Source organism: Cupriavidus sp. 94F1, from assembly GCF_057798875.1.
In genome coordinates this window covers 666,231-690,098 of record NZ_JBYOJT010000001.1, presented here as the reverse complement: position 1 = coordinate 690,098, position 23,868 = coordinate 666,231, and the positions used below count along the sequence as shown (strand labels likewise).

Here is a 23,868-nt window from a genome sequence, read left to right as displayed (position 1 = left end):
GAGGACCGGAATTGCGGGGTCAAGCGGCGTGCGACGAACGGTATAAGTGACGCATGATACGCAAGTTGCGCTTTGTTGCGGGTCTCGCGGATCGGCTCAGGCACAATGCCGGCTTGGCACCGCGCATCGGCGGCGCCCCTGTATTGTCGGCATCTGCCGCTGAACCTTCACCATGTCCTGCCAGTCTGAACCCACTTGCCGTGCCGGCTGCGGCGCTTGCTGTATCGCGCCGTCCATCACGTCGCCCTTGCCAGGGATGCCGCATGGCAAGCCGGCGGGCCAGCGGTGCGCGCAACTGATGGCGGACATGCGGTGTGCGGTCTTCGGACAGCCACAGCGGCCGGCGTTCTGCGGCGGACTGCGTCCCTCAGCCGAAATGTGCGGGGATTCCCGCGAATCGGCCATGGTATGGCTGACGCGGCTCGAGCAGGCGACGGCGCCGGCCGGAGCGGTGCGCTGACCCTACTGTTTGATGGAGAGGCTTGCATGATTGCGATGACGCGCCGGCGTTGGCTGGCGGCCGCGGGTGCAGCCACGCTGGTGGCCACGGGCTGGCTGGCGGGCTGCAGCGTATTCCGCAGCGAGTACACATTCTCGCAAAGCCAGTTGCAGGACGCGCTGGCGAAGAAATTCCCGTTCAACAAGCGGTATATGGAGGTGTTCGATATCCAGCTTGCCAACCCGCAGCTGGCGCTCGACGCCACCCGTAATCGCGTGCTGGTCAGCTTCGATGCCACGATCGACAACCGGCTGTTTTTCCGTCAGCCGCTCACCGGCCGCTTCGCGCTGGACAGCGCGCTGCGCTATGACCCCCCAAGCCATTCGCTGGTGCTGCAGGACCCCGAGGTCAAGCAGTTCGACGTGCAGGGGTTGCCTGGCCAGTTTTCACGCCAGTTGAATGCACTGGGCGGCATCCTGTCCGAGCAGTTGCTGCAAAACTATCCGCTCTATACGTTCAAGCCGGAGCAGTTGCGGCTGGCCGGCACTAGCGTGGAGCCCGGTACAATCACGGTCCTGCCAGACGGTATCAACGTCAAGATTAATCGGCCGTAAATTCACAGCAACAATAATGCGATGCCTTCGGGCATCGCTGGCGGACCAGCCGCCATTCGCGCCTACTTTTTGAGTCCACATGGATATTGCACTCGCCCTCAAGGCCGTGATTCTCGGCATCGTCGAAGGACTGACCGAATTTCTTCCCATCTCCAGCACCGGCCACCTGATTCTTGCCGGACAACTGCTGGACTTCAATGACGAAAAAGGCAAGATCTTCGAGATCGTGATCCAGTTCGGCGCGATCCTCGCGGTGTGCTGGGAATTCCGCCGGCGCATCGGCGCCGCGCTGGGCGGGCTGGTCTCGGACCCCCGGCAGCAACGTTTTGCGATCAACGTGATTGTTGCCACGGTGCCGGCCATCGTGCTGGCGCTGGTGTTCGGCAAATGGATCAAGGCCCATCTGTTCAATCCGATTACCGTGGCGCTGGCGTTTATCGTCGGTGGCGTGGTGATTCTCTTGGCGGAGTGGCGCGAGGGGCGGCGCGGTACCGTGTCGCATCCGCAGGGCAATGCGCTGCTGGAAGCGGCCAAGGCCGGCGCGCCGCGCATCGAGTCGATCGACGACCTGACCTGGCGCGACGCCTTGAAGGTGGGTCTCGCCCAGTGTTTTGCCCTGGTGCCGGGCACCTCGCGCTCGGGCGCGACGATTATCGGCGGCATGCTGTTCGGCCTGTCGCGTCAGGTGGCCACCGAGTTCTCGTTCTTCCTGGCGATCCCGGTCATTTTCGGCGCCACGGTCTACGAACTGTACAAGGCGCGGGCGGTGCTGTCGGCCGACGACCTGGGCATTTTCGGCATCGGCTTCGTGTTCGCGTTCCTGTCGGCGTTCCTGTGCGTACGATGGCTGCTGCGATTCGTGGCCACGCACGATTTCAAGCCGTTTGCCTGGTATCGGATTGCCTTCGGGATTATCGTGCTGCTGACTGCCTGGACGGGTATGGTGTCCTGGCACGCCTGATTTGCGACGCGAGCGCAAATTGGCGACAGCATGAAAAAGGGGCCTCGGGCCCCTTTCTTATTTCTTGCGGAATACTACGTCCCAAACGCCGTGGCCCAGCCGCACGCCGCGTTTTTCGAATTTGGTCACAGGACGGTAATCCGGGCGTTCCGCAAAGCCACCGGCAGCGGTCGAGGTATTTTCCAGGGTCGGTTCGCCGCTCAGAACTTCCACCATCTGGTGGGCGTATTCTTCCCAGTCCGTCGCGCAATGGAAATAACCACCGGGCTTCAGGCGGCTGGCCAGCACCTTGACCAGCGGCGGCTGGACCAGGCGGCGCTTGTTATGGCGCTTCTTGTGCCAGGGATCGGGAAAGAAGATATGCACGCCGTCCAGCGACTGCTCGGTCAGCATGTGCGCGATGACTTCCACCGCGTCGTGGTTCATGATCCGCACATTCTGCAGATCGTTCTCGCCAATCAGCTTCAGCAGTGCACCAACGCCAGGCTCATGGACTTCGCAGCCCAGGAAATTGTCCTGCGGGCGCAGTTTGGCGATATGCGCCGTCGTCTCGCCCATGCCAAAGCCAATTTCAAGAATCGACGGTGCCTCGCGCCCGAACGTGGCCGTCCAGTCCAGTGGTTCGCCTTGATACGGCACGATGAACTTCGGACCGAGGTCGTCGATGGCGCGCTGCTGGCCGGTGGACGTGCGCCCGGCACGCCTGACAAACGAGCGGATACGGCGCGGATGCGCGACCTCGTCACCCGGGTTGGCAGGGGTGGCGTCTGCAGGTTGTCCGCTGGCGCCGTCGGCGTCGTCGCCCGGCAGCGTGTCGGTGTTCGTGTCTTGGGGAAGCATGGCAACAAAAAACCGCCGGGCGGATCGCCGGTCATCCATTGACCGGGTGCCAGAGGCGGCTTGTCAGATCTGGGAAGTGGAGCGGGCGATGGGAATCGAACCCACGTCTTTAGCTTGGGAAGCTAAGGTAATAGCCATTATACGACGCCCGCCATGGCTTACTGGGGGCGGATTGTAGCATGGTTGTGCGGCGGAACTCGCCCGGTGGCGACGCCGCCCCAACCGGCGCACAATACCCGATCCCCACACGAGATGCCCCCGCCCGTGCACCCCGTTCCTGCCCAACGATTCAATTCCGAGCTGTTGCCGCGCATTATCGAGCGTGTGCAGCGCCTGTCCCGTGGCACCTTGCATGCGGAAATCCAGTCGCCGGCCGCCTCCGACCTGCCCGCTTGCCTGCGCGTCTGGGCGGAGTCCAGGCCGAACGGCGGCCGCTATGCCTATCCGATCGACATCACACTGTCGTGGGACAGTTTCGAGGTCGATCGCCTGTTTGCCTCGGGCGGCGTCGAGCGGTTCGACGCGTATCTGGATGCCTTGCCGGCCAAGCTCGATGCCTGGCAGGAACCCCGGCAGATCGACTTCAACTCGCGCACGCAGGCCGAGGCCACGGTGCTGATCGGCGGGCTCGATTTCGAGCATCTGGTGCGATGAGCGCCGTGTGAGCGGAGCGCGGCCGATGGCTATCGGATGGTCAGCCGGCACGTGGCGGTGTCTTCCGCCCCGCCGGGTATCCATCGCAATCCCTGCCCATGGTGGATGGCATTTGGCAGGCCGAGCCAAGGCTCGACACAGTAGAAGTCGGAATCGTCGCGCTCCGTCCAGGTGGTCACGGCGTACCAGGGCACCGTGTTGGCGGCATCGAGTCCGATGTCGATGGTACGCGTCGGGAGTTCGACGCAGACAGACCGGGCATCGCCATTCCCGCGGGCTTGCAGCACATGGAAGGTGTCCTGCAGCCGCGGATCGTCCAGCCGATAGGCGGGCTCGCCCGGCTCGGGCGCCGTCAGGCCGCCATCGGCAAGCTGCCGAACACGGGATGCCGGTGGCATGACGATGCGGCTCTGCGTGCGGGCAGGATGGGGCAGGGCGAAGTAGAAGTGATGGCCGGCGTAATACGGCAACGGGGGCAGCGCGGCGTCGCCGGTATTGCGCGTGCGCAGCGTGACCGCGATGCCATCCGGCACCAGCCGATAGGTGGCCGTGAATACGAATTCATACGGATAGCCGGGCCGGGTCTGGGCCGATGATGCCAGCGACACGCTGACCGCGTCGGCCGACAGTTCGGAGACGGCAAACGGCAGGTCACGGGCAAAGCCATGCTGGGGCAGTGCGTGGATCGCGCCCGCACCGTCGCGCCAGCGGCCCGCTTCGCCGTCGACGAAATGCCGGCCGATAAACGGAAATAGCAGCGGATTGCCGCCACGTATCTTGGCGACGCGGGTCCAGTCGGCATCGTCCGGCCAGTACAGGATGTCCTGCCCGCGATGCACCCAGCGCACAAGCCGCCCGCCGTGCGCGGGCGCCAGCAGCAGGTAGTTGTCGTCATGGCCGACCCGCAGCAGGTCCTGGCCCTGGAATCGTTGAGTGGTGGTCATCGTCGGCATCCGTGGCGCGTCGAAAACCGCAAGCGTAGCGCATGTGGGCCGTCGGGCTTGTGCGGCAGGACGCGCACGGGCGCCTTACCGCCGCATCTCGTCGCTCGTATAGATGGTTTCGCGCACCAGCGGATACACCTGCGCCTCCCAGTGCTTGCCGTTGAATACGCCATAGTGGCCGACCCCGGTCTGGATGTGATGCATGCGGAGGTACGGGCGCAGGCTCGAACACAGGTCCTGTGCCGCCATGGTCTGCCCGATGGCGCAGATGTCGTCGCGCTCGCCTTCGATGGTCAGCAGCGCCGTGCGGCGGATGGCACGCGTCGACACCCGCCGCCCGCCCACGTCCAGCAGGCCCTGAGCCAGCAGGAACCGCTGGAATATCAGGCTGACCGTTTCCAGGTAAAACTCGGCCGTCAGGTCCATCGTGGCGAAGTACTCGGTGTAGAACGCCTGGATGGCATCGGCCTTGGCGTGTTCGCCACGGGTGCGCAGTGCGTACAGGTCGCGCAGCGCCTGCTCGTGCCGCTCGCGGTTCATGCTCATGAAGGCAATCAGCTGCACGAAGCCCGGATACACGCGCCGCATGGCGCCCGCAAACCGCCACGGCACATAGCCGATGAGCGTGTTTTCGAACCACTCGATGGGGCGGCTGGTGGCCAGTTCGTTGACGCGGGTGGGGTTCACGCGGGCGTCGATCGGGCCGGCCATCAGCGTCAGGCTGGGCGGCTGCATCGGGTCGCCGTCCTCGGCCATCAGCGCGGCGGCCGCCAGTGCGGCCACGGTCGGCTGGCAGACGGCTACCACGTGGGTGTTGCCGCCCAGTGCGTGCAGGAAGGTGACCAGGTGTTGCACGAATTCGTCGAAGCCGAAGCGGCCGCGTGACAGCGGGACGTCTCGCGGGTTGTGCCAGTCGGTAATGTAGACGTCATGGTCGCGGAGCATCGTTTCCGCGGTGCCGCGCAACAGCGTGGCAAAGTGGCCGGACATCGGCGCCACCAGCAGTACGCGCGGCTGCGGCGGCACGCCTTCGCGGCGAAAGCGCAGCAGCGTGCAGAACGGCGTGCGCGTGACCACTTCCTCGACCACCGGCACGTCCTGGCCGCGAATGCGCACGCTGTCGATGCCGAAGGGCGGGCGGTAGTGGGTCAGTCGGGCCAGCGCCAGCACTTCGCAGGCGCCGCGCAGAGAGCGCAGCGGCTCGGATTGGTCGCCATGGCGCCATGCGCTCAGCAGCGTGGCCGTGATGTCGGCGAGCGAGCATGCTGGCTGCACCAAGTCTGCGTATGTCTGGTAGGCCTGGTAAAGCATCGCTCGATCTCCCCACATCCAAGCCTTGGCACCGCAATTTATGTGCCATCGCGGTTCATGTTGGCACGCAGGTTGCGGATCGGGAATCGGTTCGGTGCGCCGGATCACACGCGGTGCACCGAGTGGCGCAAACACCGCGCGCCCATCGTGCGCGAAGCGGCGGGCGCTTCGGACTGGTGCCGGTCGTGCCCGCCGGCCGCACCGCCCGGGTGCGTACTGGCGGAACGCGTCCGTGGCACCGATACTGCAAGCGGACGTCACGCCCCGGGGGGCGGAGGAGGCAAGATGGCCAAGACAACGCTGACGATCAGCAGCAAGACCTATTCATCGTGGTCGCTCCGGGGCTGGCTGCTGGCGCGCTTTGCCGGGCTGGAGTTCGAGGAGGTGCTGGTGCCGCCCGACGATCCCGCCGTGCGCGCCGAAATCCTGCTGCTCTCGCCGTCGATCCTGGTGCCGTGCCTGCGGCATCAGGGCGTGACGGTATGGGACACGATGGCGATTGCCGAATACCTCAACGAGATCAAGCCGAAAGCCAGGCTGCTGCCCGACGACCTGGCCGCGCGTGCACATTGCCGCGCCATCTGCGGCGAAATGCACTCGGGGTTTGCCGCCATGCGCGCGGCGTTGCCGATGAACCTGAAGGGCCATTTCCCCGGCCTGAAGGTCTGGTCCCGGGCGCAGGCCGACATCGATCGCATCACCGCGATCTGGACCGAATGCCTGGAACGCTACGGCGGCCCGTTCCTGTTCGGCAAGCATCGCACCGTGGCCGATGCGATGTATGCGCCCGTGGTCACGCGCTTTGTCACCTACGGTGTGAAGCTTGACGCACCGCTGGTGGAATTCTGCAAGACCATCCTGGCCATGCCCGAAATGCAGGAATGGATTGGCGCGGCGCGCGAGGAACCCGACGAAATCAGCGAACTCGACGTGGAGTTCTGACGCCGGGCGTGCCCTGGCTCGGATCACCGTTCAGGCCACGCGCGGCTGGCGCGCCAGGTAGTCGGCGGCGTAGGCGAAGTACCACGCCAGGCAGTCGGGATTCGCCATCGCATCGGGATTGGCGATCCGGTCCGGCGCGTGGCCCAGCAGCAGCTTCTTAATCGGGACTTCCATCTTCTTGCCCGACAGCGTGCGTGGCACGCCGGGCACCTGCACGATCTCGTTCGGCAAGTGGCGCGACGACAGCGCCGCGCGGATGCGCGCGCGCATGGTGTCGCGCAGGGCATCGTCCAGCGCCATGCCGTCGCGCAGCACCACGAACAGCGGCATGTACGATTCGCGGCCCAGGTATTCGAGATCGACCACCATGCTGTCGAGCACTTCGGGCAGTTCCTCCACCACGCGGTACAGCTCGCTGGTGCCCATGCGGATGCCATGGCGATTGATCGTGGCGTCCGAGCGCCCGTAGATGATGGCCCCGCCGCGCGGCGTGATGCGGATCCAGTCGCCATGGCGCCAGGCGTTAGGGTACACGTCGAAATAGCTGTCGCGGTAGCGGCTGCCATCGGCATCGCCCCACAGGAACAGCGGCATCGACGGCATCGGCTCGGTGCAGACCAGCTCGCCCACTTCGTCGATCACGGCATGGCCGTGCGCGTCGAACGCTTCCACCTTGGCGCCCAGGCAGCGGCATTGCATCTCGCCGGCGTAGACTGGTAGCACCGGGCAGCCGCCCACGAACGACCCGGCAAAGTCGGTGCCGCCCGACATCGGCGCCAGCCAGACGTCTTCGCGGACGTGCGCGTAGATCCATGCGTAGGCATCTTCGGATAACGGCGAGCCGGTCGAGCCGATGCCGCGCAGCCGCGAGACATCGGCAATCCGCGCCGGCTCCACGCCCGCCTTCATGCAGCTGGTGAAGAACGCGGCGCCGGCGCCGAACATCGTCACGCGGGCATCGTCGACGAAACGCCACAGCACGCCGGCATCTGGCCAGGCGGGGTTGCCGTCGTACAGCGCGATGGTCGTGCCCAGCAGCAGCCCGGCCACCTGGGCATTCCACATGATCCAGCCGCTACTGCTGTACCAGTGGAAGACGTCGTCGGGGCCCAGGTTGTTGTGGAACGCCATGAGCTCGAGCTGCTCGATCACGATGCCGCCATGGCCATGCACGATGGGCTTGGGCATGCCCGTGGTGCCGGACGAGTAGACGATCCACAGCGGATGGTCGAACGGCACCGGCTCCACCTGGAGCGGCACGTCGTGCGCCAGCACATCGGCCCAGGCGTGGCGCCGCAGGCTTGCGCTGCGGCCGGCGACGGCGCCGTCGATGTCGACCTGGCTGCCCAGCGTCGGCACGATCACGATATCGGTCAGCGAGGGCAGGGCAGCCACGAGATCGGCGATGACGGGCGCGCGGTCGTACGCCTTGCCGCCATAGCGGTAGCCGTCCACCGCGATCAGCACCTTGGGCTCGATCTGCCGGAAGCGGTCGATCACCGCCACCTGGCCCATGTCGGGCGCGCAGCCGGACCAGATGGCGCCCACGCTGGCGGTGGCCAGAAAGGCCACGATCGTCGCAGGGATGTTCGGCAGATAGCCCGCCACGCGGTCGCCGCGCGTCACGCCCATCTGACGCAGCGCGTGCGCCAGCGAGGCCACCTGGGCTTCCAGGGTATCCCAGCTGATATCGGCCAGCGGTTGCGCCTCGCCGGCATGGCGGATGGCGGGGCGTGCGCGGGCCGGGCCCGTGCCGGCATGGCGGAAGACCTGCTGCACGTAGTTGAGCGTGGCGCCCGGGAACCAGCGTGCGCCGGGCATGGTGCGCTGGGCCAGCACGGCACTGGCCGGTGTGTCGAAGCGCACGTCGAAATAATCGACGATGGCTTGCCAGAACGCTTCGATATCGGCGATCGACCACTGCCACAGGCTGGCGTAGTCGCGGAAATCCAGCGCGCGCTCGCGGCGCAGCCAGTGCATGAAGGCGGCCAGCTGGCTGCCGTCGGCGAACGCCTGCGTGGGCGTCCACATCAGTGTCCCTGCAACGGTCATGTGTCTCCTCCGCGGCCCGTCTGACGCGGGCCCTTGGCGTGATGGGCGGTCCGCAAATGATAGCGGACCGCCGCGCCGCGGGTGCGCGGCTGGCTGAACGGCTACTTCGGGGACGCGAAGAGGGTGCCCCACATCTCGTCGACACGCGTCTTCACGGCCGGGTCCATCCTGATCGGGGTGCCCCATTCGCGGGTGGTTTCGCCGGGCCACTTGTCGGTGGCGTCGATGCCCATCTTGGAGCCCAGGCCCGACACGGGCGACGCAAAGTCGAGATAGTCGATGGGTGTGTTGTCGACCATCACCGTGTCGCGGCTCGGGTCCACGCGCGTGGTGATGGCCCAGATCACTTCCTTCCAGTCGCGCGCGTCGATGTCGTCGTCCACCACGATGATGAACTTGGTGTACATGAACTGGCGCAGGAAGCTCCACACGCCGAACATCACGCGCTTGGCGTGGCCGGCGTACTGCTTCTTCATGCGCACCACCGCCATGCGGTAGCTGCAGCCTTCGGGCGGCAGGTAGAAGTCGGTGATCTCCGGAAACTGCTTCTGCAGCAGCGGCACGAACACTTCGTTCAGGGCCACGCCCAGCACGGCCGGCTCGTCGGGGGGCTTGCCGGTGTAGGTGGAGTGGTAGATCGGATCGCGCCGCATGGTGATGCGGTCGATCGTGAAGACCGGGAACCAGTCCTGCTCGTTGTAATAGCCGGTATGGTCGCCGTACGGACCCTCCAGCGCGTGCTGGTAGCCGGACGGGTGGTTCGGATCAGGCTGGATATGGCCTTCGAGCACGAACTCGGCGGACGCCGGCACCGACAGTTCGGACAGCGTCGGCGTGATGCAGCTGGCCAGCGCGGTGCGGCTGCCGCGCAGCAGGCCGGCAAACTGGTACTCGGACAGCGTATCGGGCACCGGCGTGACCGCGCCCAGGATCGTGGCCGGGTCGGCCCCCAGCGCCACGGCGATCGGGAACGGCTTGCCCGGGTTGGCCAGCGCGTGCTCGCGGAAATCAAGGGCACCGCCACGATGCGCCAGCCAGCGCATGATCACCTGATTGCGGCTGATGACCTGCTGGCGGTAGATGCCCAGGTTCTGGCGCTTCTTGTGCGGACCCTTGGTCACCACCAGGCCCCAGGTAATCAGCGGCGCGGCGTCGCCGGGCCAGCAGGTCTGGATCGGCAGGCGCGCCAGATCGACATCGTTGCCTTCCCAGACGATCTCCTGGCAGGCGGGGCTGCTGACGCGCTTGGGCGCCATGTCCCATACCGACTTGGCCAGCGTGAACAGCTTGCCGGCCTCGCGCAGCCCGCGGGGCGGCTCGGGCTCCTTGAGCGCCGACAGCACGCGGCCAATATCGCGCAAATCTTCCAGGTTCGACGCGCCCATGCCCAAGGCGACTCTTTGTGGCGTCCCGAACAGATTTGCCAGGACCGGTACTTTATAGATATCCCCGTCGTCCCGGCGCGGCTGCTCGAATACGACTGCCGGGCCTTCCGCGCGCAGGAGGCGGTCGCAGATCTCGGTCATTTCGAGGTTCGGCGATACCGGCGCGCTCACGCGCCTGAGGTCTCCGCGCTGCTCCAGCTGACCGATGAAATCGCGCAAATCTTTGTATTGCATAGTGAATTTGGTTCAGGGATGTGGCATCGCGCCATGCCGGGGCGCGCTGCTTCGATGTGTGTGACGATACACACGCCATCTCAAAGGCGCAAAAAAATCGTGCCTGCGGACGCCGCAAAATTGTAAGTAACTGATGACTTTAGTCATTTGTTCAGACAATTGCGAGGCTAGGCGTGGCTTGCGATTGAGGGGCGGCGGTTAGCCCAAGAGTGCCGTAAAAGGCGTTGTTACATATTGCTGAAAGTAGGAATATTTCGTTGTCTTATGCTTGACGGGTTATAAAAGCGTTCCTACAATCCGGTCTGCTCTCAGGAGTGTTGCGTTGCAACATAGCTTGGGCCCCGGTTGTCAAGTGGGTGTGGCGAAAAAAGCAACGGCGACATTTCCGAATCGACTGTCCATCAAGCGGCCCCAGGGAGGAGCCCGGTGCGCAGTCCTCTGGCGGGATGCCGGAGTCGATGAGTGATCTTAGTGGCAGGGTGCGGCTCCCCAAGCTGTGCCCTGTTTCTCGTTGGGCGCATGGGGAGCGCCCGCCAACAGATGCTGGACACCCCTGCTAGGTGGCGCAGCATCCTTACTTGAATACGTTGAGATCGGGCACGCGCAGTTGTCGGGCGCGCGCAGCGGGCGACGGATGGAGGTAAGCATGAGCGGTTGGAAAACCCTTCATCTTCCCGGCATCGGGCGGGCATTGCAGGTCCGCCTCAGACAGCCGGTACCCGGTGTGAGCCGCGCACTGCAAGTGCGACTGGCCCATCCGGTGGCAGGTCGCGCGTTGCTGCGCGGCGGCCGCACAACCTTGAAGTACACCCTGAACAGTCTCGGGGTGCTGTCGGTGGCCGCAGCGGTCACCCTCACCGTCAGCCAGCAATGGCGGACATCGCTTGCCGGGGCACTGGCGGGCAATGAAGCGCCTGCCGTGCTGGTAGACGCCGCCGTGGCCAACGCCGAAGCGGCCAACACGGTTCACGCCGTCGCCAGCGCGTCGGTGCCGGCGATATCGGCCGACGCGGCCGCAGCACGACTGCTGGCTACCGCGACGTCCAAGGCCAAGGGCCTGCCGACCGTGTCGGGCGTCGACGAATGGAGCCAGACCCCTGCGGGCAAGGTGCCGTCGGTGGCGCACCTGGCTGCCCAGATTCCGGTGCAGCGCGTGGCGCTGGACGCGCGCAACACCAGCGCGCTGGGATCGGCGCGCGAGCAGGCCGCCGTGGCGGAGTACATCGCACGCAAGTACCGCGTCGCGAGCCAGGCTACCGCCCAGCTGGTCAAGGCTGCCTACATGACCGGCCGCGAGGTCGGTATCGATCCGCTGCTGATCCTGGGCGTGATCGCCATCGAGTCCAGCTTCAATCCGTACGCCGAAAGCGGCGTCGGGGCGCAGGGCCTGATGCAGGTGATGACCAAGGTCCACCAGGACAAGTACGAAGCCGTGGGCGGCGTGACCGCCGCGCTGAATCCGTACGCCAACATCAAGATCGGTGCGCTGGTGCTGAAGGACTGCATCGCCCGCGCCGGTTCGATCGAGGGCGGCCTGAAATACTACGTGGGCGCCACGACCAACACGGACGGCGGCTATGGCGCCAAGGTGCTGGCCGAACGTGGACGGCTGCGTGCCCTGCTGGGCCTGCCGGCCGCGGACAAGGCGGGCGACGCCAAGACGCAGGCCGAGCATCACCAGAACGGCGAAAAGCTGGAAGCCTCCGGCAATACCGCGCAGGCGGCCTGACCTTCGGGGCGGGTTCGACCGGCAAGAAGAAAGGCACCCCTCGGGGTGCCTTTTCGTTTTCGTTCCGTTTCCGGCTGCCGGGCCGTCGCCCGGGTGGGCCTGGCGCCTAGCGCAAAAAGTGATGCATGCGATCCATGGCCTCTTCGATATTGGCCATCGACGTCGCATACGAGATGCGGATGTAGTCGTTTGCCGTGTGGGGGCCGAAATCCGTGCCGGGCACCATGACCACGCCGGCATCGTGCAGGATCGCCTGGGTCAGTTTGTCGGCGTTGCCAGCGGCCGGGTGGTTCACGTGCCGGCAGTCGGCATAGACATAGAACGCGCCGTCGGGCTTGACCGGTACGCGCAGCCCCAACGCTTCCAGCGCGGGCAGGATCGCGTCGCGGCGGCGATGGAACTCGGCCTTGCGCTCGTCGTAGATCGCCAGCGCCTCCGGCGAGAAGCAGGCCACGGCCGCATGCTGGGCCACGGCCGACGCGCAGATGAACAGGTTCTGCGCCACCTTTTCGAACGCCGGCACCAGCGCATCGGGCACCACCAGCCAGCCCAGCCGCCAGCCGGTCATGTTGAAGTACTTCGAGAAGCTGTTGACGGTGATCACGTTGTCGTCGAGCGCCAGCGCCGAGACGGGCGGGGCATCGTATGACAGCCCCTGGTAGATCTCGTCGAGGATGGCAAAGCCCCGGCGCTCGCGCACTTCGGCCAGGATCGCCTTGAGTTCGTCCGGCAGGATCGACGTGCCGGTCGGGTTCGATGGCGACGCCAGCAGCACGCCGCGCGTCTTTTCGCCCCAGTGGGCCGCCACCTGGGCGGCCGTCAGCTGGAATCGCTCCGCCGGGCCGCTCGGGATCATTTTCGCCTGCCCATCGAACGCCGCCACGAAATGGCGGTTGCACGGGTAGCTCGGGTCCGGCATCAGCACTTCGGCACCGATTTCCACCAGCACCGCGCAGGCCAGCAGCAGCGCGCCGGAGGCACCGGCCGTGACGATCACGCGCCGCTCGGGAATGTCCAGCCCATAGGCGGTCTTGTAGTAACCGGCAATGGCTTCGCGCAGCGCGTGGATGCCCAGGGCGCCGGTGTACTGCGTCACGCCGCGTCGCATCGCGGCTTCGGCCGCGTGGATGACCGGCGCCGCGGCGGTGAAATCGGGCTCGCCAATACCCATGTGGATGATGTGCCGGCCGGCACGTTCGAGTTCGGCGGCCTGCTTGGCCAGTTCCATCACGTGGAAGGCCTCGATGTTGGCAAGTCGGGAAGCGGTGGCGATACGCTGGTAGTCCATGGCGATGGGGACAGAAGCACGGGGTGGAAACAAAAACACCCGCCGGAGCGGGTGTCATGCCGGTGACTGGCATCATGGGATGCCGGACGCCGGATTGCAACATCCAGTCGGGTGGATGCGGGTCAGCGGCGCGCGGCAACCTCGGGTGCGCGCACCTGGGCGGCCAGCTTGTCGAGCACGCCGTTCACGTACTTGTAGCCTTCCACGCCGCCGAAGGTCTTGGTCAGTTCCACGGCTTCGTTGATGACGACCTTGTACGGAATGTCCAGGCAATGCACCAGCTCGTAGCTGCCCACCAGCAGCGCGGCGCGCTCCACGGGCGACAGTTCGTCGACGGTGCGGTCCAGGAACGGCTCGAACGCGGCGGTCAGGCGCGCTTCCTCGCGCACGGCACCGCCCAGCAGCGCGTCGAAATGTTCGCGGTCGGCCTTGTTGAAGCCTTGCGCGTCGTGCAGGTGGGCCTGAATTGCACCGATATCGTTGCGATTCAGCAGCCACTGATACAGGCCTTGCAGGGCCAGTTCCCGGGACCGCCGGCGCGCGCTCTTCGGCGGAGCCTTGGGTTCGGTGCGCGCCTTGGCGCCGGCCGGCTTGCCGGCGGCGTCTTGCGCGTCGCCGTTGTCGGGGGCATTACTCATCATCTTCCTCGTCATCTTCATCGCGGCCGTCGTTCTCGCGCAGGGAATCCAGCGCGACGACCAGGTTGGCCATTTCCACTGCGGTGCGGGCGCAGTCACGGCCCTTTTCGCGGGTGCGGGCATGGGCCTGCGCGTCGGTGTCGACCGTCAGGATGCCGTTGGCGATGGGCACGTTGAAGTCCAGGCCCACGCGCGTGATGCCGGCACCCGATTCGTTCGAGACCAGCTCGAAATGGTACGTCTCGCCGCGCACCACCGCGCCCAGCGCGATCAGTGCGTCGAACTGGCCGCTTTCGGCCATCTTCTGCAGGGCCAGCGGCACTTCCAGCGCGCCGGGCACGGTCACGAGCAGCGTGTCTTCGCCCTCGACGCCGAGCTTTTCCAGTTCTGCCGTGCAGGCTTCGCGCAGCTCGTCGCATACGGGCTCGTTGAAACGGGCTTGCACAATACCGATGCGCAGGCCTTCACCGTCCAGGTTGCTCTCGTAGAAGCCGTGATCCATTGTCAGTTCTCCATTCATTCGGTCAGTCACCGGCAGGAATGCCGGCGCCGTGTGATTCCGTACCGCAGGCGGATGCCTGGTTCAATCCCGTTCCAATCGCATCAATCGCAGTTCGGCTCGCCGTCCATGGGCTGGCAGCCGACGATTTCCAGATCGTAGCCGGTCATGCTCGGCATCTTGCGCGGCGAGCCCAGCACGCGCATCTTGCCCACGCCGATATCGCGCAGGATCTGGGCGCCCACGCCGTAGGTGCGCAGGTCGGGCTTGCGGCGGGGGCGGTCCTGCGGGGCGTCCAGCGCGGCAAACTGTTCGAAAATCTGTTCCGGCGCGTCGCCGCAGTTCAGCAGCACCATCACGCCCTGTTCGGCGCCGTGCAGCACTTCCAGCGCGGCCGGCAGGCTCCACGAGTGCGTGGTGCGGCCGGCTTCCAGCAGGTCCAGCACCGACAGCGGTTCATGCACGCGCACCAGCGTGGCGGTATCCGGACGCGGCTGGCCCTTGACCAGCGCCAGATGGGCGCGGCCCGACGGCTTGTCGCGGTACATCACGCTGTGGAACTTGCCCCACGGCGTCTGCATGTCGCGCTCGCCCGTGCGTTCGATGATGCTCTCGGTGCGGCTGCGGTAGTGGATCAGGTCGGCGATCGTGCCGATCTTCAGGTCGTGCTCGCGTGCGAATTCGATCAGGTCGGGCAGGCGGGCCATCGTGCCGTCGTCCTTCATGATCTCGCAGATCACCGCCGCCGGGGTCAGGCCGGCCAGCGCGCCAAGGTCGCAGCCGGCTTCGGTGTGGCCGGCGCGGATCAGCACGCCGCCGGGCTGGGCCGTCAGCGGGAAGATATGGCCCGGCTGCACCAGGTCCGAAGCCTTGGCGTCGCGGGCCACGGCGGCCTGCACGGTGCGCGAGCGGTCGGCGGCCGAGATGCCCGTGGTCACGCCCTCGGCGGCCTCGATCGACACCGTGAAGTTGGTGCCATGCACGGTGCCGTTGCGCGACACCATCGGATACAGCTCCAGCTGGCGGCAGCGTTCGGCCGTCAGCGTCAGGCAGATCAGGCCGCGGCCATACTTGGCCATGAAATTGATGGCTTCGGGCGTCACGAAGTCGGCCGCCAGCACCAGATCGCCTTCGTTCTCACGATCTTCCTCGTCGACGAGGATGACCATGCGGCCGGCGCGGATGTCGGCAATGATGTCTTCAGTACGGGCGATAGTCATGGCTTGGAACGGCGTTCAATGAGGGCGGGCGCGGGATGCGAGCAATCGGACAGGCAATCAGGCGGGCAGGGCCGGCGCGGATGTCGCGAGACCGGCGAAATCAAGGCCGCTATTGTACGCCATGCCGTTCGACGATGCCCCGGGTTCGGGGGCGGACCGGGCGGCCGCCGACAGGGCCCGGGTTCGCCCGGGTTGCGGGAATGTGAATGAGGCGGCATATCGGAACCGTTGCGTTGCCATACGCCGCTTCCGCCGGGACAGCCGGCCAGACCACGGAGAGATATCAGATGCATCCACCTCTGCAGGGCATCCGTATTGTCGAGTTCGAGGGCCTGGGTCCCGGGCCGCTGGCCGGCCGGATGCTGGCCGACATGGGCGCCGAGGTCACGGTCATCGCCAGGCGCCAGCGTACGGCCGTGGCCGACCGACTGGGCGGCAGCAAGCCCAGCCCGCTGCGGCGCGGCAAGACGATCGTGCCGCTGGACCTCAAGCAGCCGGGCGACCTGGCCGAGGCCTTGCGCCTGGTTGCCACGGCCGATGGGCTGATCGAAGGGAACCGGCCCGGCGTCATGGAGCGGTTGGGGCTGGGCCCGGCCGACTGCGCTGCCCGCAATCCCGCGCTGGTCTATGGGCGGATGACCGGCTGGGGCCAGACCGGGCCGCTGGCGCAGACGGCGGGCCATGACCTGAACTATGTGGCGCTCACCGGCATGCTGTCGCTGTCCGCCCGGCCGGGACAGGCGCCGATCACCCCGCCCACGGTGCTCGGCGATGCCGGCGGTGCGCTGGGCCTGGCCTTCGGCATGGTCTGCGCCATGCTCGACGCCCGCGCCACGGGGCGGGGTCGCGTGGTGGATGGCGCCATCGTCGATATGGTCGGCATGCTCGGCAGCATCGCGCTCTGGGTCCGTAACAACGGCCAGCTGGACGGAGACGAGCCAAGCCCGTTCCATCAGTCGCCGTTTTACGACGTCTATGCCTGCGCCGATGGCGGTTTCATCACGATTGGCGCGCTGGAGCCGCAGTTCTATGCGCTGCTGCTGACGAAGCTGGGGCTAGACGACGTCGATCCCGCCAGCCAGTATGACCGCACCGCGTGGCCGTCCCTGAAAGCGCGCTTCACGGCGCTGTTCCTGAGTCAGCCGCGCGCCCACTGGGACAGCCTGCTGGGGGGTACGGACGTGTGCTATGCGCCGGTGCTCAGCATCGCCGAGGCAGCCCGCCATCCGCACAACGTGGCGCGGGGCCTGTTCGTCGAGCGGGAAGATGGCACGCTCGATACCGCTGGCGCGCCCCGGTTTCTGGCGCCCGACGCCTGACGCTGCGTTTGTCGATCGGACTGTCGATCAAAACCAGGAAAAATACGTCGAGGAGGGGACTTATGCAGCGGGCCGGGAGCGGCCCGTCATGCCGTGCCGGCGGCGACGCGCGCCGGTCAGAGCGCCGGCCTGGCCACGCCGTCGGACGCCGACAGCATCCGCTCCACGTAGCGCGCGATCAGGTCGATTTCCAGGTTCACCCGCTTGCCCGCAGCCAGTTCGTTGAGCGTGGTCACTTCCACGGTATGCGGAATCAGGTTGATCGAGAACACGCAGCCGTCGGCTTCGTCGCTGACGGTGTTGACGGTCAGCGATACGCCATTTACCACCACCGACCCCTTGTAAGCCAGGTAGCGGCCCAGCTCGCGCGGGGCACGGATGCGCAGCTCGTGCGACTCGCCCACCGGGGCGAAACGGACCACTTCGCCCAGGCCATCGACATGACCGGACACCAGATGGCCACCCAGGCGGTCGGCCAGGCGCAGTGCCTTTTCGAGATTGACGCGGCCCGGCTGGTCCAGCCCGACGGTCTTGTCGAGCGATTCGCGTGAGACATCCACGTCGAAGTGGCCCGCTTCCAGCGTGACCACGGTCATGCAGGCGCCCTGGATGGCGATACTGTCGCCGATGCCCACATCGGACAGGTCCAGGTCGCCGGCGGCCACGCGCAGGCGCACGCCCGCATCGGCATCGCCCAGCGGCGAAACGGTTTCGATGCGGCCCACGGCCGCCACAATGCCAGTAAACATGCTTGCCTCTGTCTGAATACGATGAATACGGTTGTCAGTCCTTGCTGTCGGCGCGGCGGGCGATCAGGCGCAGGTCGTCGCCGATCTGCCGCACTTCGTGCCAGCGGAATTGCGCGGCGTCTTCCAGCCGGGTCAATGGCGGCAGGTTGAACATGCCCTGCGCGTCCCCCAGCAGCCGGGGTGCCATGTAGACCAGCAGTTCGTCGGCACAGCCTTCGCGGATCAGCGATCCGTTGAGCTTGTAGCCGGCTTCCACATGCAGTTCGTTGATGCCGCGCTGGCCCAGCGCCTCGAGCATGCGGCGCAGTTCCACCTTGCCGTGCCGGTTGGGCAGCACCACGACTTCGACGCCCCGGTCTTCCAGCGCGCGCTGGCGCGCCTTGTCCTCGACGGCGCAGAACACCAGAACCGGTTTGGCGAAATCGCCCGTGTCACGATGCAGGATCTGCGCGTCGAGCGGCACTTCGAGCCGCGAGTCGACCAGTACGCGTTGTGGCTGGCGCGGCGTGTCCACGGCCCGCACGGTCAGCGCGGGGTTGTCGTCCCGCACGGTGCCGATGCCGGTCAGGATGGCGCACGCGCGGGCGCGCCAGGCATGGCCGTCGTCACGCGCGGCCTGGCTCGTGATCCATTGGCTGGTGCCGTCGTGCAAGGCCGTGCCGCCATCGAGCGAGGCCGCCACCTTGACGCGCACCCACGGCAGCCCGCGCGTCATGCGCGAGACAAAGCCGATATTGAGGTCGCGCGCTTCCTTTTCGAGCAGCCCGCAGCGTACGTCGATGCCCGCGTCGCGCAGCCGCTGCAGGCCCCGCCCTGACACGCTCGGGTTCGGGTCTTCCATGGCGGCCACCACGCGGGCGATGCGCGCGCGTACCAGCGCGTCGGCACATGGCGGCGTGCGGCCAAAGTGGCTGCACGGTTCCAGCGTGACATAGGCGGTGGCACCCGCCGGGTCATGACCGCGCGCAATCGCGTCCTTCATGGCCTGGATTTCGGCATGATCCTGGCCGGCCGGCTGCGTATAGCCCTGTCCGATGACCTGTCCGTCCTTCATCAGGACACAACCGACGCGAGGATTTGGCGTGGTGGTGTACATGCCCCGTGCGGCGAGTGCCAGGGCCTGCGCCATGGCGGTGTGGTCGGAATCGGAAAACATGGTGTGGCGAGTCGGGCCTGAAGTGGTATGTCCGGTCAATCGAAAATCTGGGAAATCAGGGGCGTCGGACCGGTGCCCTGGCGCCTGCGGCATGGTCAGTCGCAATCGGCATCGGCGCCGGGGCGGCAGATCCGGATGCGTCCCTGGGCGCCGAGCCGTACCTGGCGTTGCGCCTGGTGGCAACGCACCAGGAATGTGGCGGCCAGAAAGCCGCCACGCTCCGACCGTGAGTATCCCACAGGTGTCAAGCGCAGGCTTTGGGTGGCTGCCGTGCCGGCGGTGGCGCGCAGCGTGATGCGAAGGTAGCGCTCATGCAATGCCACCACCGAGAACGGCGGGGTTTGCTCGCCAGCGGTGTCTCCCAGGGCCGTCAACTGCCAGCCGCGATCCAGCGTGTCTGCGCCGTGGATCGGCGCCAGCCGCACGTCGGACCGCCGTGCCGACGCCGTGGTGCGTGCCAGCGCCAGCGACGCCGCCAGGCGGTCTGCGGCGTGGCTGGCACTCTGTTCGGCGACGAGCGTGCCGATGGTGGGCCATGCGGCCACCGCAAGCACAGCCGATACGGCCAGCGATACCAGCAGTTCGGTCAGCGTCACGCCATGCTGCTGCCACCTCTTTCGCCTCGGCATGATGTTCAGCACTCCGGGGGCAACCGCTTTGCGCCACCGTCTGGCGTGGGCAGAAAGAGCCACTCCCCGCTGCTGCGCAGCACCAGGGTGCCGCAAAGCGGGTCGGGCCGTACCGGGACGGCGCGCACTTCCACGCAGCGTGACAGCGAGATGCCGTCGCAGCTGGTGGCGGTAAGCCAGTGACGGGTACGCGCCGGTGGCGGTGGGACGGCTTTCGGCCAGTTGCCGGCCGGTGTCGCGTCATCGGTTGCGCTGGCGAACGTCAGGTTCGCCAGCGCATGGCGCTCCAGCGCGAGCATGGCCGAGACCAGTTCCGCACGTGCCTGCATGCGCCAGCCGCGCTCGGCCTGACGCTGCCAGGCAGGCACGGCCAGCATCGTCAGTATGGTGACGATGACCACCACGACCAGCAGTTCGGCCAGGCTGAAGCCGGCGGTCCGGGGTGCGCGATCGGGTCGATTTGACATCATTGCGGCGACCTCACCAGTTCGCGCCAGCCCAGGCGTCCTCGCCGCCTGTGCCAGCGTGCCTGCTGCAACAGCGCGGCCGTGTCGCCGTCCACCTGCCACAGATCGAGTCCCAATGTGTCCCGCGTGGCGGTAGCAGGAGTGGTCGGCTGGCCGGTGGCGAGTATCGACGTGATGCCGATGGGTGCCGGCATGCCGCCGGCCCATGGCAGGCCGGTCACGGCGTGGACCGGCTTGCCGTCGCCGCCCAGGGTGGTCACCGACTCGCCGCGGGCGGCATCGACAAGATAGCTGCGCCGTGTTCCCGCTTCGTCCACGGTAGTAAATCCCAGGTGGACCGGGCTGGCGCTGTAGAGCGTGTCCACGCGTTCGCCGGGGCGGGGCAGGGTCAGCGTCCAGCCGTTTGCGGAAGCGGCGCCGGGTTGTGCCGACCGGAGGACGACGCCATCGCCCTTCGCCAATGCCGCGATGCTGGCCGGTGCCTGCGAGCCGCCGGGGGCATCTGGTATCGCGGACACCTCGTTGCCGGTGCCGTAGACGATGAGCGGCGTTGTGCCCGTCTGCACGACGACCGGGGCGTCGGTGTTGTCACCGGCGATGCCTCTCTGCCGGTGCATGCAGGTGGCCGACGGCGCCGGGGCACCTGTGGACAAGTGGCCAAGGTCAAAGCGCCAGAGCCTGCCGGCCGCATCGGTGGCATACGCCGCGTGCGCCATGCCGCTGGCCGTGCTGCGGATGGCCACGGCCAGCAAGGGGATCGATGCGGTGGTCGCCGCGCAGCCGGCATCGGGCAACGTGATACGTGGGACGTCTGCGGATGTCGCCCAGTTCTGCGCGGGCCGGTCGAGCGGCAGCAGCGCCAGCGCCGCGCGCGCATGCGTGCCGGCGTCGGACGAAACGATTGCCGCCGCCGCCCAGCGCCGCTCGCCGCGTGCCATCCACATGGCCGCACCGATGGGGCCGCTGCCCGACAGACGAAGCATGTCATTGGCTTGCACTTCCCACAGCAGGCGGATCGGCGTTGGCGCGTCGGGCGCCGAGACATCGAGCACGAATACCGCGCCGGGTTGGACAAACGACGACGTCTGGCGCGCCGGCATTCCACACAGCAGCAGCGTGCGCCATGTGCCCGATGGGTCGGCGTCGATGCTGACGGGGCGCGGACATGGCGCGGATGGCACAGTCCCGGCGGGTTGGGTCAGCAGGGCGGCGCCTGCGAGGGCCGCGCGCGGCAGGTAGCCGACCCGTTCCTGCCCGGTTACGGCGTCGAAGCCATGCAACAGGCCGTCACGGGTGCCCAGCCAGACCATGGTCGGCCGCCTGGCATGGCGTTGACGGAAATCCGTGTGACCGGGCTGCATCGGCAACCAGGCGGGGGGCGCCATGACGTGCACGCGCGCGCCCGCAGCATTGCCCAGGCGGGTATCGCGCTGCCGCAGGGCAGCATTCCGGAAGTCGCCTTGCAGCCATGCCAGCCGCGCTTGCCCGGCGTCCTGCGGTGTGACGCCATCGAGTACGGACCGGGCATCGTCATCGATGGCCGGCCAGCGCAACGGAACGATCTGGCCGCCGCCAAGGTAAAGCCGCCGCGCGTGCAAGTCCTGGCGATCGAGCTGATCGCCGGCTTCCCAGGGCATCTGTACGGGCGCGACAGACAGTGCCGCCGTCCGGAACGCCAGGGCATGCAGGCGGCCTGTCCAGGGATAGTTGCCACTGGAGACGCGATATCCCAGCGGAAGCTGACCGGGCGTTGCGAAGCTTGCGGGGATCGAGCATGCCGCCACGACCAGGGTGAGAAGCAATCGAACGACACGATAGGCGATGCTCATGGCTGAAACTCCGTCTGCAGCAGCACGCGGACTTCCGCGTCCCGTCCCATGCCCAGCGCAACGATGCGCATGCGTGGCCACATGCCGGCCGCCGGCGGGTCGTCGCGGATCTCTATCAGGTAGCGGGGCAATGTCGTGGCGCCGATCACGGCTGCCGGCAGTACCGGCAGTTGTGCGCCCGTGAAGGTGCCCAGCGCGACACCGATGCTAGCGTCCGCACCGCCCACGTCGCCGTCCAGCCATGCCTGCCACACGCGGTGATCCCCGTCGGCCATGCAGATCCCACGCTGCGCGCCCTCCGCGCAGGTACCCGGCGCGGGCCAGCTGGCCAGACGCGCGCTGCCCGATGCGATGGCGGCGATCAGGTCGGCTTCGGCATCGTGCAATGCCGCTTCGGCGGCGCGGAAGGCGATCTCGCGGTCGAGCGGTTGGCTTGCCAGCTGCCGGCCTGCCAGCAGAAAGTGTGTGGCAGCGGCGCAGATGCCACCCATCAGCAGCATCAGCGTGGCGACGAACGCGAGTAGCGCGGCACCTGTAGGCCTGCGACGACTCAGCATATGATCCCCTGGCACGGAGACGGGTTGCGAAGGCGAACCGTGGTGGCGAACACCCGGCGCCTCAGGTGCGGATGTCTGGCCGGCATGAAGACCTGGTCGTCGGCGTGGCTGGCGCCGTCGCCTGGAAACAGCGTGAGCCGTTGCGTGGTGCCAGGCGCGAGCGTAGGGCGCTCGCCACGTATGACCACGGCGATCTGCACTGCGTGCACGCGATGCCAGCCGGCGGAGCCCTGTGTGGGCAATTCACGCGCCGGCACGAATCGGTCGATCCGTCCGTCGCCGTCGAAGTCCATGCCGTAGCGCAGCTGCAACATCTCCACACCACGCACCAGCGTGCCGGCCGTGTGGGCGCCCGCCAGCAGGCGGCTGCCCTGGCGGGTCGGATAGCGACACAGCAGCTGTGGCACGCCGTCACCGCCCGTGCCCACGTAAAACAGGTTGGTCGAGGCGTGGTGAGGCAGGGCCGCCCCGCTGGCCCGGACGATGGCGCGGGCCGGCAGTGCATAGCCGCCGCAGTCGCTCATGGTGCCGTCAGGCAAGGTGGGGTCGGCGGCAAGGCCGCTGCCGGATACGCGCACAAGCAGCGCATCGCTGCCGTTCACACCGCCCCGCGCGCACTGCATCGGGGATTGCGTCCGCGATGGTGTCTGCGTTTGCGTGTGGAGCGATGGCTGCGCGCAGTCGTCGCGTCCTTCGATGGGCGGCACCGGCGCCGGATGCGCCGGCGCGAGCGCGACATGCGCGGGAATCCATCCTGCCTGCCGAATCGAGTGGGCCAGGATGAACAACGCGCGCTGCCCCCGTTCCTCGATCAAAACGCCGTCAACCACGGTGGCATACGCGGTGCGCATGACCTGGAAGCTGGCCAGTGCGGCAAATGTGGCGATCAGGCCCAGGGAAATGCCTACCATCAGGCTGGCGAGCGTGAAGCCTCGTGCGTTCCCATGCGTCAGGCGGCGGCACGTCATGGCCGCACCCACAGGGCAATGTGCGTCACGGACATTGCCCGGTCATGCGGGCGCGTCAGCGCATCAGGCGGCAAGGTGGCCAGTGCGATGTGGTCGCCGTGCAGGCAGCCACCATCGGCGAAGGTGCCCCCGCACAGCGCAGCACGGTCTGCATCGCCGCTGACCAGCCGCCAACCTTCGTCGCGCGCCTCAGCCTGTTCCGCCGCCAGCCGCAGCGTGGCGCCGAGCCGCTCGTGGTGGCCACCCCAGCGCAACCAGGCACTGCCCAGCGTGGCCAGCGGTACCGCGCCCAGGCCCACGATGGCCAGGCAGACCAGTGATTCGACAAGAACGTCGCCACGGGCCTGATGACGCGAAACGCCAAGGGCCGCAGCGGGGCGGCGGATCAATCGAAACGGAAAACAGGAAGCCGAGCAAGGCATGGCACATCGGTTCGTCGGGAAC

Annotated in this window: 24 protein-coding genes and 1 tRNA gene; 7 read left to right on the top strand and 18 right to left on the bottom strand. The window is 67.0% G+C overall.

The annotated features are described in order from the left end of the window. The first annotated feature begins 172 nt into the window (after positions 1 to 172). The 3 genes from AC3FJ6_RS03155 to AC3FJ6_RS03145 all read left to right on the top strand — a co-directional run bounded on the left by AC3FJ6_RS03155 (position 173) and on the right by AC3FJ6_RS03145 (position 2,014). A complete protein-coding gene (locus AC3FJ6_RS03155) occupies positions 173 to 460 on the top strand; it encodes a YkgJ family cysteine cluster protein (protein ID WP_343655987.1) in 288 nt (95 codons plus the stop codon). 26 nt (positions 461 to 486) lie between these two features. Further along, entirely contained in the window at positions 487 to 1,053 is a 567-nt protein-coding gene (locus tag AC3FJ6_RS03150; protein WP_488770632.1) for a DUF1439 domain-containing protein, read from the top strand. Positions 1,054 to 1,132: 79 nt separating this feature from the next. Further along, on the top strand, positions 1,133 to 2,014 hold the full coding sequence (locus tag AC3FJ6_RS03145) for an undecaprenyl-diphosphate phosphatase (protein ID WP_488770631.1): 882 nt from the start codon (positions 1,133 to 1,135) through the stop codon (positions 2,012 to 2,014). A 57-nt stretch (positions 2,015 to 2,071) separates the two neighbouring features. Here the strand turns inward: AC3FJ6_RS03145 and trmB are convergent, their stop codons facing one another. Next, positions 2,072 to 2,854 carry a tRNA (guanosine(46)-N7)-methyltransferase TrmB gene (gene trmB / locus AC3FJ6_RS03140; protein ID WP_153950280.1) on the bottom strand — a complete coding sequence of 261 codons (783 nt, stop codon included), beginning with the start codon at positions 2,852 to 2,854 and terminating at the stop codon, positions 2,072 to 2,074. 77 nt (positions 2,855 to 2,931) lie between these two features. Continuing rightward, positions 2,932 to 3,006 (bottom strand) — tRNA-Gly (locus tag AC3FJ6_RS03135). A 112-nt stretch (positions 3,007 to 3,118) separates the two neighbouring features. On the opposite strand from AC3FJ6_RS03135, the gene AC3FJ6_RS03130 reads away from it, so the two are divergent. After that, positions 3,119 to 3,508 (top strand): DUF5594 family protein, encoded by a 390-nt coding sequence (locus AC3FJ6_RS03130; RefSeq protein WP_488770630.1) that lies wholly within the window; start codon positions 3,119 to 3,121, stop codon positions 3,506 to 3,508. Between the two features lie 29 nt (positions 3,509 to 3,537). Here the strand turns inward: AC3FJ6_RS03130 and AC3FJ6_RS03125 are convergent, their stop codons facing one another. Both AC3FJ6_RS03125 and AC3FJ6_RS03120 read right to left on the bottom strand, forming a co-directional pair. Beyond that, positions 3,538 to 4,461, bottom strand: a complete 924-nt coding sequence (locus AC3FJ6_RS03125) for an aldose epimerase family protein (RefSeq protein WP_488770629.1) — start codon at positions 4,459 to 4,461, stop codon at positions 3,538 to 3,540. Positions 4,462 to 4,536: 75 nt separating this feature from the next. Further along, entirely contained in the window at positions 4,537 to 5,763 is a 1,227-nt protein-coding gene (locus tag AC3FJ6_RS03120) for a polyhydroxyalkanoate depolymerase (RefSeq protein WP_488770628.1), read from the bottom strand. A 285-nt stretch (positions 5,764 to 6,048) separates the two neighbouring features. Here AC3FJ6_RS03120 and AC3FJ6_RS03115 point away from each other — a divergent pair, with 285 nt between their 5' ends. Continuing rightward, positions 6,049 to 6,705 (top strand): glutathione S-transferase family protein, encoded by a 657-nt coding sequence (locus tag AC3FJ6_RS03115; RefSeq protein ID WP_488770627.1) that lies wholly within the window; start codon positions 6,049 to 6,051, stop codon positions 6,703 to 6,705. A 30-nt stretch (positions 6,706 to 6,735) separates the two neighbouring features. On the opposite strand, the gene AC3FJ6_RS03110 is transcribed toward AC3FJ6_RS03115, so the two are convergent. Then, on the bottom strand, positions 6,736 to 8,757 hold the full coding sequence (locus AC3FJ6_RS03110; RefSeq protein WP_488770626.1) for an acetoacetate--CoA ligase: 2,022 nt from the start codon (positions 8,755 to 8,757) through the stop codon (positions 6,736 to 6,738). Between the two features lie 101 nt (positions 8,758 to 8,858). Further along, a complete protein-coding gene (ubiD, locus tag AC3FJ6_RS03105; RefSeq protein WP_488770625.1) occupies positions 8,859 to 10,376 on the bottom strand; it encodes a 4-hydroxy-3-polyprenylbenzoate decarboxylase in 1,518 nt (505 codons plus the stop codon). 646 nt (positions 10,377 to 11,022) lie between these two features. On the opposite strand from ubiD, the gene AC3FJ6_RS03100 reads away from it, so the two are divergent. Further along, the gene (locus AC3FJ6_RS03100; protein WP_488770624.1) at positions 11,023 to 12,105 is read left to right on the top strand and encodes a lytic transglycosylase domain-containing protein; all 1,083 of its coding nucleotides are present in this window, start codon (positions 11,023 to 11,025) and stop codon (positions 12,103 to 12,105) included. 106 nt (positions 12,106 to 12,211) lie between these two features. On the opposite strand, the gene AC3FJ6_RS03095 is transcribed toward AC3FJ6_RS03100, so the two are convergent. The 4 genes from AC3FJ6_RS03095 to ribBA form a co-directional block, all read right to left on the bottom strand. After that, a complete protein-coding gene (locus tag AC3FJ6_RS03095; RefSeq protein ID WP_400393340.1) occupies positions 12,212 to 13,393 on the bottom strand; it encodes a pyridoxal phosphate-dependent aminotransferase in 1,182 nt (393 codons plus the stop codon). A 122-nt stretch (positions 13,394 to 13,515) separates the two neighbouring features. After that, entirely contained in the window at positions 13,516 to 14,031 is a 516-nt protein-coding gene (nusB, locus tag AC3FJ6_RS03090; protein WP_029051082.1) for a transcription antitermination factor NusB, read from the bottom strand. Beyond that, complete coding sequence (gene ribH, locus AC3FJ6_RS03085; RefSeq protein ID WP_029051081.1) at positions 14,024 to 14,533, bottom strand: 6,7-dimethyl-8-ribityllumazine synthase; 510 nt, start codon at positions 14,531 to 14,533, stop codon at positions 14,024 to 14,026. The genes nusB and ribH overlap by 8 nt, the downstream gene beginning before the upstream one ends. Before the next feature lie 101 nt (positions 14,534 to 14,634). Next, positions 14,635 to 15,750: a bifunctional 3,4-dihydroxy-2-butanone-4-phosphate synthase/GTP cyclohydrolase II gene (gene ribBA, locus AC3FJ6_RS03080; RefSeq protein ID WP_029051080.1), complete on the bottom strand. Its 1,116-nt coding sequence runs from the start codon at positions 15,748 to 15,750 to the stop codon at positions 14,635 to 14,637. A 287-nt stretch (positions 15,751 to 16,037) separates the two neighbouring features. On the opposite strand from ribBA, the gene AC3FJ6_RS03075 reads away from it, so the two are divergent. Next, positions 16,038 to 17,069: a CaiB/BaiF CoA transferase family protein gene (locus AC3FJ6_RS03075; RefSeq protein WP_488770623.1), complete on the top strand. Its 1,032-nt coding sequence runs from the start codon at positions 16,038 to 16,040 to the stop codon at positions 17,067 to 17,069. A 116-nt stretch (positions 17,070 to 17,185) separates the two neighbouring features. Here AC3FJ6_RS03075 and AC3FJ6_RS03070 read toward each other — a convergent pair whose 3' ends face one another. The 8 genes from AC3FJ6_RS03070 to AC3FJ6_RS03035 form a co-directional block, all read right to left on the bottom strand. After that, entirely contained in the window at positions 17,186 to 17,818 is a 633-nt protein-coding gene (locus AC3FJ6_RS03070; RefSeq protein ID WP_488770622.1) for a riboflavin synthase, read from the bottom strand. A 34-nt stretch (positions 17,819 to 17,852) separates the two neighbouring features. Then, positions 17,853 to 18,974, bottom strand: a complete 1,122-nt coding sequence (gene ribD / locus AC3FJ6_RS03065; RefSeq protein ID WP_488770621.1) for a bifunctional diaminohydroxyphosphoribosylaminopyrimidine deaminase/5-amino-6-(5-phosphoribosylamino)uracil reductase RibD — start codon at positions 18,972 to 18,974, stop codon at positions 17,853 to 17,855. 95 nt (positions 18,975 to 19,069) lie between these two features. Further along, entirely contained in the window at positions 19,070 to 19,603 is a 534-nt protein-coding gene (locus AC3FJ6_RS03060) for a GspH/FimT family protein (RefSeq protein ID WP_488770620.1), read from the bottom strand. Between the two features lie 5 nt (positions 19,604 to 19,608). After that, entirely contained in the window at positions 19,609 to 20,073 is a 465-nt protein-coding gene (locus AC3FJ6_RS03055; protein ID WP_488770619.1) for a type IV pilin protein, read from the bottom strand. Beyond that, positions 20,070 to 21,899, bottom strand: a complete 1,830-nt coding sequence (locus AC3FJ6_RS03050; RefSeq protein ID WP_488770618.1) for a pilus assembly protein — start codon at positions 21,897 to 21,899, stop codon at positions 20,070 to 20,072. Before AC3FJ6_RS03050 ends, AC3FJ6_RS03055 begins: the two co-directional genes overlap by 4 nt. After that, a complete protein-coding gene (locus AC3FJ6_RS03045) occupies positions 21,896 to 22,456 on the bottom strand; it encodes a pilus assembly PilX family protein (RefSeq protein ID WP_488770617.1) in 561 nt (186 codons plus the stop codon). Before AC3FJ6_RS03045 ends, AC3FJ6_RS03050 begins: the two co-directional genes overlap by 4 nt. Then, positions 22,450 to 23,424 (bottom strand): PilW family protein, encoded by a 975-nt coding sequence (locus AC3FJ6_RS03040; protein WP_488770616.1) that lies wholly within the window; start codon positions 23,422 to 23,424, stop codon positions 22,450 to 22,452. Before AC3FJ6_RS03040 ends, AC3FJ6_RS03045 begins: the two co-directional genes overlap by 7 nt. Continuing rightward, positions 23,421 to 23,813, bottom strand: coding sequence for a hypothetical protein (locus AC3FJ6_RS03035; RefSeq protein ID WP_488770615.1), 393 nt, complete (start codon positions 23,811 to 23,813; stop codon positions 23,421 to 23,423). Before AC3FJ6_RS03035 ends, AC3FJ6_RS03040 begins: the two co-directional genes overlap by 4 nt. Positions 23,814 to 23,868: the final 55 nt, after the last annotated feature.